The organism is uncultured Chitinophaga sp. (assembly GCF_937874145.1).
Taxonomy (GTDB): Bacteria; Bacteroidota; Bacteroidia; order Chitinophagales; family Chitinophagaceae; genus Chitinophaga.
The window spans coordinates 22,151-29,815 of the sequence record NZ_CALNBI010000152.1 but is presented as its reverse complement, the minus strand read 5'-3'; the positions used below and the strand labels follow the sequence as shown (position 1 = coordinate 29,815).

Below are 7,665 nucleotides of genomic sequence, written 5' to 3'. Positions count from 1 at the left end.
GCTGTAAATATGCCTGCGTTTAGAATTTCAACTTAAAATAATGAAAGCCCGCGGGATGAGGATGTAAGGGACAGATACACATCCCCCGCCAGCGTCCAAATGAGAATAATACTGTCAAAATGAAACCATTTGAAATAATATAAAACTTTTTATAACTTACCGTTTCACCCTTTTTATACCAATTAACCTATTCAACATCCAAAAATCTATGAGTGTAAGAAGACTGATCCAAAGATCCATATGCCTGGGACTGATCACCGGCATATCCACGACCGCATTTTCGCAGCAGCTGCCCTGGGACCAGGGGCAAACGTTTACCGAAGCCGCCGATCCCGTTGCCTCCGACGGCAAAAGCTGGCAATCGGTAAAGCCAGGGCTCCATACCTCCTTTGCGTCGATCGACAAGCGTTTTCCTAAAAGCGAGGCGCCGGGCATTACCGTTCAGCGATCCCAGCACCTGAAAGGCTGGAAAGGAGAACGCCTTTCCGCACAGGTGCTCCTGTGGACCGTGGATTCCATCCCCGGCGTAAAAGTTTCGGTGTCCGAACCGGTAGCCGCCAACGGCAAAAAACTTGGCCCCGTAGCCTACGCCCGCTTCGAACGGTATATTATTACCGACACCTACGGCCCCGGATGCGGCTGGCGCAAACCGGGCGACTTCCCGGCTTCGCTCTCACCCGACCTGCTCGACGACGTCTCCTTCTACCACCTGGAACGGAAGAAAGTCCGCCCGGTATGGATCACCGTCGACATTCCCCGGGACGCCGCACAGGGCACCTATACCGCCAAAGTGGCGATCACATCCCCCAAAGGCAAAAAACAGGAACTGGATCTCACGCTCGACGTCATCGGGCTGACCATTCCCGAAACTTCCGACTGGATATTCCATCTCGATCAATGGCAGCACCCTTCGGCGATTGCCCGCGTCAATAATGTACCGGTTTGGAGCGATGCGCACTTCAGGGCCATGGAGCCCCAGATGAAAATGCTGGCGCGCCTCGGGCAGAAAGTGATCACCGCCACCCTGAACAAGGATCCCTGGCATGTGCAAACGCTCGACCCTTACGAGGACATGATCATCTGGACGAAAGAAAAAGACGGCAGCTGGTCGTACAACTACCAGGTGTTCGACAAATGGGTGTCGTTCATGATGGACCTCGGCATCAAAAAAATGATCAACTGCTACTCCATCGTTCCTTGGAACAACGAGATCCATTACAAAGACGCCGCCACCGGCAAGTTCGTGAACGTGGTGGCCAAACCCGGCACGCCGGCGTTTACCGAAATGTGGGAGCCGTTCCTGAAGGATTTCGTGCAGCACCTCCGGCAGAAAGGCTGGCTGGAAATCACCAACATCGCCCTGGACGAGCGGAACAAAGATGAAATGGGACTGGCATTCGCGCTGATCGAGAAGGCTTCGCCTGCGCTGAGCGTTTCTTATGCCGACAACCAGAAAACATACCAGCGCTACCCCAACAGCCGCGATGTGAGCACGGCCGTGCAGCACCCGATCGATTCGAAAGACCTGGCGGACCGTACCGCGCGCGGGCTGAATACCACGTTCTACGTGTACTGCGGCAACAACTTCCCGAACCAGTTCACCTTCTCCGACCCCGCGGAATCGGCCTATATGGGCTGGTACGCCATGGCGGCGGGCTATAACGGCGTATTGCGCTGGGCCTTCAACTCCTGGGTGGAGAACCCGCTGGTGGATTCCCGCTTCCGCACCTGGCCGGCCGGCGACACGTACATCGTATATCCCCAGGCCCGCAGCTCCATCCGTTACGAGCGCCTGCTGGAAGGCATCCAGGATTATGAAAAGATCCGGATGGTGAAAAAACTGCTGGCCGACAAGCAGGACAACGCGCAACTCGCCGCCCTGAACGCCGCTATCGCGAAGCTGAACAACAATAAGCGCCACGCCGGCTGGAACGACGATCTCAATGCGGCTAAAAACCTGTTGAATGAAGTATCGGCCTCCCTGGCGAAGTAAAACGGTCATACCATATTATAATAGAAGGAGCTCCGGCTCCTTCTTTTTTTGCGGCGTACCGTAAAAAATCTCCCGTCAGCCAAAAAAAATGTCATTATTACAATTCTTTCCGCCCCTTTTTGTAAATTTATACGAGCCTGCTGCCTTAGACCATATATGAGCGAATTCAACGATATTGCTTTATTACAATCATTAAAAGAAGGGGACGAAACTGCTTTTACTGCGATCTATAACCAATACTGGGAGCGGCTTTACTTCATGGCTCATAAAAGGCTGCAATCGGCGCACGACGCCGAAGAAATCGTGCAGCAGGTTTTCCTTACGCTCTGGCATAAAAGGGCGAGTTTATCCATCCAATCATTACCGTTTTACCTTTCGGCCATGGTGCGTTACGCCATCTACCGGCATTTCGCCGACCAGGAGCGCAGCTCCGAACGGTCGGGGAAGCTGAAGGCGGTAACGGCGGACGCTTCGCCGGCATTCGACATCGATAACAAGCACCTGCTCGATATATTAAACAAATTCGCGAACGAGCTACCGGTGAAGCACCGGATCGTTTTCCTGCAGCACAAACTGCTGGACCGCCCGCTGGATGAGGTCGCCAGCGAACTGGGCGTGTCCGTCCGCACGGCTGAGGGCTATGTAACCCATGTCATGCAAATGATGCGCAAAAGGCGCGAGTACCTGACTTTGATGGTGCTTTTCTTCCTGCTGAAATAACCCCTGAAATTTTTTTTCTCCTTTTTTGCGTACAAAAGTATTTGGCGAGGCTCTATATATGTAAAGGAGCTCCGCTCTGGTTTTAACTATACACGTAATGGATACAGCGAAGGTCAGGATGTTGGCCGAGAAATACCTGAACGGCACCGCCACCGCCGAAGAAGCGGCCGCATTGCACGAATGGTATGATCATGTGAATGAAGGCGATACGGAAATCGTAGTCGCGGAACAGGCAACCACGTTGCAGGACACGGGCGACCGTATCCTCCGGCAATTGCGGGAACAGATCGCCGTGGGCGACACCCCGGTGGTGCCCATGGAACCCCGCCGCCGGACATGGCTGCCCTGGACCGCCGCGGCTGCCGTGCTGCTCATCGCCGGAAGCACCTGGTTCCTGCGGCCATCCGCGGAGGTGGAGGCGCCGCAGTCGCCCATCGCTGCTATCGACGTTCCCGCGCCGGCAAACAAGCCCACGCTTACGCTGGGCAACGGTACGGTGTTGGACCTCAGCGAGCATAGTGACGGCGCGCTGGCGCAGCAGGGCGGTTCCGCCGTCAGCAAAGAGGAATCGATGCTGGTGTATGAGCCCGGCCACGACGGCGCGCAGGCGGTGATGAACAAGCTGTCGGTGCCGAAGGGCGTGCAGTACCGAATCGTATTGTCCGACGGCACGAAGGTGTGGCTGAATGCCGCCAGCGAACTGCAGTTCCCATCCGTGTTCAACGGCGCTCAGCGCCAGGTAACGCTGGTAGGGGAAGGCTATTTTGAAGTGGCGGCCAATGCCAACAAACCGTTTGTAGTGCAAACCGGCGGCCCGCGCATCGAAGTTTTGGGTACGGCGTTTAACGTGAAAGCGTATGCAGAGGAGCCCCGCGTCAAAACAGCCCTGCTTTCGGGCAGCGTGCGCGTTGTTGCCGGGGAAGGCAGGAGCAGGCTGATGCATATCGGGGAAGTAAACGCCGTTGGCGGCGACCGGGAGATCAAAATCATCAGCGAATCCGATGCGGAGCAGGCCGTTGCCTGGAAAGACGGCGTATTCAGTTTCAGGAACGAATACATCGCGGAAATCCTCCTGGAAATAGGGCGCTGGTACGATGTGGAAATCGTATACGAAGGCCCGGTGTCGCACCGGCGCTTTACCGGCAAGGTATCGCGGAGCTACAGCCTTTCCGAAACGCTTTCCGTACTGCTGGCCAGCAACCTGCATTTCCGGCAGGAAGGGAAGAAGATTATCGTCATGCCATAACACAGATTGAATATATATCGAGCGGAACCGCCCAACCGACATGAGGCGTTCAACCAACATCCGGATAATCAGTCAAAACGTAAACTTTTTAAATCAGCATTTCAAAAAGGAACAACCAGATCGTACACCAATCGAAAGAAAAATTGGAAAATTTCTAAATCATTAACCAATCATTTCTATGCTCTCTACTACCTCATGCCTCATGCGGCAGGGCAGGTTATGCCTATCAACCAAATCAGGGCTAAGCCCGTTTACCAAAAGTGTAATGACCGTGAAGTTGTCCATTTTACTCGTTCTGTTCGGCGCCATCCAGGTCAGCGCCGCCACCGCGCAGAAGATCTCGATCCTGCGCGAGAACGCTCCCATCGAGCGCGTCCTTGATGAGATTGAACGCCAAAGTGGCTACCAGGTCTGGTACGAGGAAGGGACCCTTCCCTCCGGGTCTGTGGTTTCCATCGCCATCAAAAATGCCACGCTGGAAGAAGCGCTGGAAGCCTGCCTGAAAGGCCGGCAACTCGCCTGGACGATCGTCAGCAAGACCATCGTGCTCCGCAAAACATCCCCTGCTGCCACACAACCGCTGCCGCCCGAGAAAATCCGCGGCACCGTGCGCGACGCGGAAACCCAGAAACCCATGCCCGGCGCCACCGTGCATGTCCGCGGCACGGACAAGGCCACCGTTACCAACGCCAACGGCGAATTCGAGCTGGAAACGGAGAACGGTGAAGCCGTGCTGGACGTATCGTTTGTAGGGTATGAATCCAAAATCGTAAAAGCGACCGCCGGCAAAGCGGTGAACGTTCTGCTGTCCATTTCTTCCTCGAAACTGGACGAGCTGATCATCACCGGTTATTCCGCCAAGAAGACCGGCGAGCTCACCGGCGCCGTGCAAAAAATCAGCGGCGACGTGCTCCGCAAAGGCATCACCACGTCCGACCCAGTTTCGCTCCTGAAAGGCCGCGTGACCGGGCTTTACATCTCCGAACAGGGCGCGGGCGACCCCACCAGCGCCGGCGGCCAGATCTTCGTGCGCGGTCAGAGCAGCATCGTGGGCGTAGGGGTAGACCAGGTGAACGAATTCGTGATGCCCACCCAGAACTACGGTCCGCTCCTGGTGCTGGACGGCGTGATCATGCCCAACCAGAACCTCAAAGAGCTCATCAACCCCCAGGACATCGATAACCTTACGATCCTGAAAGACGCTGCCGCCACGGCAATTTATGGCTCACGCGCAGCAGCGGGCGTGATCGTGGTGAACACTAAAAAAGGCCAGGCAGGCAAGGCCCAGATCCGGGCGGAAGTGAAATACGGTATCAACAAACCCAACCGCGGCTCCGTAAGGTTCCTCAACGCACAAGAGCTCTTCGATCTGCAAAAAAGATACTTCACCGAAGATTACCGCGTGAACAATGCCACCCTCTCGCCCACCTACCCCACGCTGGACGCTTACCTGACCAACCGGCTGCCCGCCGTGGCGGACCTTCAGAATAGCTATGACTGGGACCGCTACGCATTCCTCACCAGCAACATGAAAGAAGCGAATGTTTCCGCCAGGGGCGGCACCGAGGCATCCCGCTATTACATTGGCGCCACGTATTATGACGAGCAGTCGACCGGTGTGCAAAACGGGCTGAAGCGCGGTACTTTCCGCCTGAACCTGGAAAACCGTTTAACGCCCCGGCTCACGACCAACGTTTCCCTCAACGGGATTTTCGACAGCGGGGAACGGGAAATATCCAACTCCGGTGTTTCCCTGTACAACTTAATCCCCTGGGTGAACCCGTACAATGCGGACGGCTCCCTGAAATCGTCGCTGCGCTACAAAATGAATGGCGCCATGCGCAATGCAGCCAACCCCCTCTTCGAAAACGAGTACAATTATATGCACCCGAAAGCCCAGCGCCTGGTTGGGTCGGCGAAACTGGATTACAAGCTCACCGAATGGCTGAGCTTCTCCAGCACGAATTCAGGCACCCTGAACTATACGAAGTCTGAAAGCTACATTGACGCCCGCAGTTATGCCGGTTCCGGCACGGCCACGTCCTCCAAAGGGTTCCTGGGCACCAATACCAACCAAATCTTCAACTTCCTCACTTCCAACCAGCTGAATTTCCGTAAAACTTTCGGAGACCACAGCCTGCGGGCCCTGGTAGCTACCGAATACGGCCGGACCAAAATGGAAAATATCCTTGTGAACGTGAACAACGTGCGTGCGGGTTATCCTGTGATCTCGCTGGGACGGGCGATAGGCGGAAGATATGACTACAGCATCTACGGCATCCCCACCACCAAAGTAGGGAACGTGGAAGGCGGGAAAGAAGACCGCGCCGTGTTCTCCGCCTTCGGAGAAGCGGGATACACTTACGACGACCGCTTCAGCCTGAGCGCTTCGCTGCGTACCGACGCATCGAGCAGCTTCGGGGAAGACAAACGATACGGCACCTTCTATTCCGTAGGCGGCGCCTGGGTAGTGAGCAACGAAACGTTCGCCCAAAAACTCCACTGGATGAGCAACCTCAAACTGCGCACCAACTACGGAACCAGCGGTTCGCAACTGGGCGACAACTTCCTCACCCGCACCCTCTACGATCCGCGCTTCCAGTACCAGAACCAGACCGGCGCCACCATTTCCGTGCTCGGCAACCCCGATCTGCAGTGGGAAATCACCAAAACTTTCAGCGCCGGCATGGACATCGGTCTGTTCAACAGGGTCACCGCGAGCCTGGATTACTACAACCGCCGTTCCGAAGATCTGTTGCAGAAAGTTACGCTGGACGCCGTGACAGGGTTCCCCACCCAATGGAAGAACGTGGCTACCGTACAGAATAAAGGGTTCGAGATCCTCATCAACTCGGACAACATCACCGGGAAGAATTTCCGGTGGACCACTTCCTTCAACATCAGCTTTAACAAGAACAAGCTCGTCAGCGTCGCGAACGATTCGCTGCGGCAGGGTTTTTATACCGCCAACAGCTTCTACCTGTTCCCCGGCGACGATATTAACTCCCTCAAAGCCGTACCTTATGCGGGCGTAGACCCCGAAACCGGCAAGCCCCGCTTCGAAAAGCAGACCTTCGATGAAAAGGGGAATATCACAGGGGTAACTTATGTAAATACCATGGAAGAAGTAGGCGCAGCGGCCGACCCTCGCCAGTTCCGGCATATCGGCAACTTCCAGCCGAAGTACTTCGGAGGCCTCACCAACTCGTTCTCATACAAGAACTTCTCGCTGGACGTGCTGATCACCTATGCACTCGATTACGTGATCAACGACGACCTGGCCGAGCAAATGCAGGGCTCCAACCTCACCAGTTACAACCAACTCGCCTTCCGCAGCCACCAGCGCCTATGGACGCACCCCGGCCAGACGGATGCCACGGAGCCGGAATTGTATACGCATGTGAACACCGGTTACTTCGGTTCCAGCAAATACATCCACAATGGCAGCCACGCCCGCCTGCGCAGCGTGCGCCTGGGTTACGACCTCCCGCAATCGCTGCTGAAAGCGCTGCGCCTGTCGAGCGCCCACTTCTACGTGAGCGGCGACAACCTCTACACGTTGTATTCCAAAGAACTGATCTCAGCCGACCCGGAAGGCCCGTCTGTTGGGCAAGCGCAGGATTTCGGCGGATCCGTCGGTTCGGGGATCGGCATTCCCAGAAGATATGTTTTCGGCCTGCAACTTGGGTTTTAATTTAATTCCGGT

The 7,665-nt window shown here is 55.6% G+C and carries 4 protein-coding genes; all 4 read left to right on the top strand.

The genetic code is table 11. From position 1 onward, the window contains the following. Positions 1–208: 208 nt before the first annotated feature. The 4 genes from Q0510_RS07325 (at position 209) to Q0510_RS07310 (ending at position 7,653) form a co-directional block, all read left to right on the top strand. Positions 209–1,993: a glycoside hydrolase domain-containing protein gene (locus Q0510_RS07325; RefSeq protein ID WP_298709638.1), complete on the top strand. Its 1,785-nt coding sequence runs from the start codon at positions 209–211 to the stop codon at positions 1,991–1,993. A 156-nt stretch (positions 1,994–2,149) separates the two neighbouring features. Then, positions 2,150–2,713 (top strand): sigma-70 family RNA polymerase sigma factor, encoded by a 564-nt coding sequence (locus Q0510_RS07320; protein WP_298709635.1) that lies wholly within the window; start codon positions 2,150–2,152, stop codon positions 2,711–2,713. A 97-nt stretch (positions 2,714–2,810) separates the two neighbouring features. Continuing rightward, positions 2,811–3,959 carry a FecR family protein gene (locus Q0510_RS07315; RefSeq protein ID WP_298709633.1) on the top strand — a complete coding sequence of 383 codons (1,149 nt, stop codon included), beginning with the start codon at positions 2,811–2,813 and terminating at the stop codon, positions 3,957–3,959. A gap of 265 nt (positions 3,960–4,224) precedes the next feature. Continuing rightward, positions 4,225–7,653, top strand: coding sequence for a SusC/RagA family TonB-linked outer membrane protein (locus Q0510_RS07310; RefSeq protein WP_298709631.1), 3,429 nt, complete (start codon positions 4,225–4,227; stop codon positions 7,651–7,653). Positions 7,654–7,665 lie beyond the last annotated feature (12 nt).

Coding starts and splice junctions, on each gene's coding strand:
- Q0510_RS07325 (WP_298709638.1), top strand. CDS start 209: ATGAGTGTAAGAAGACTGATCCAAAGATCCATATGCCTGGGACTGATC.
- Q0510_RS07320 (WP_298709635.1), top strand. CDS start 2,150: ATGAGCGAATTCAACGATATTGCTTTATTACAATCATTAAAAGAAGGG.
- Q0510_RS07315 (WP_298709633.1), top strand. CDS start 2,811: ATGGATACAGCGAAGGTCAGGATGTTGGCCGAGAAATACCTGAACGGC.
- Q0510_RS07310 (WP_298709631.1), top strand. CDS start 4,225: ATGACCGTGAAGTTGTCCATTTTACTCGTTCTGTTCGGCGCCATCCAG.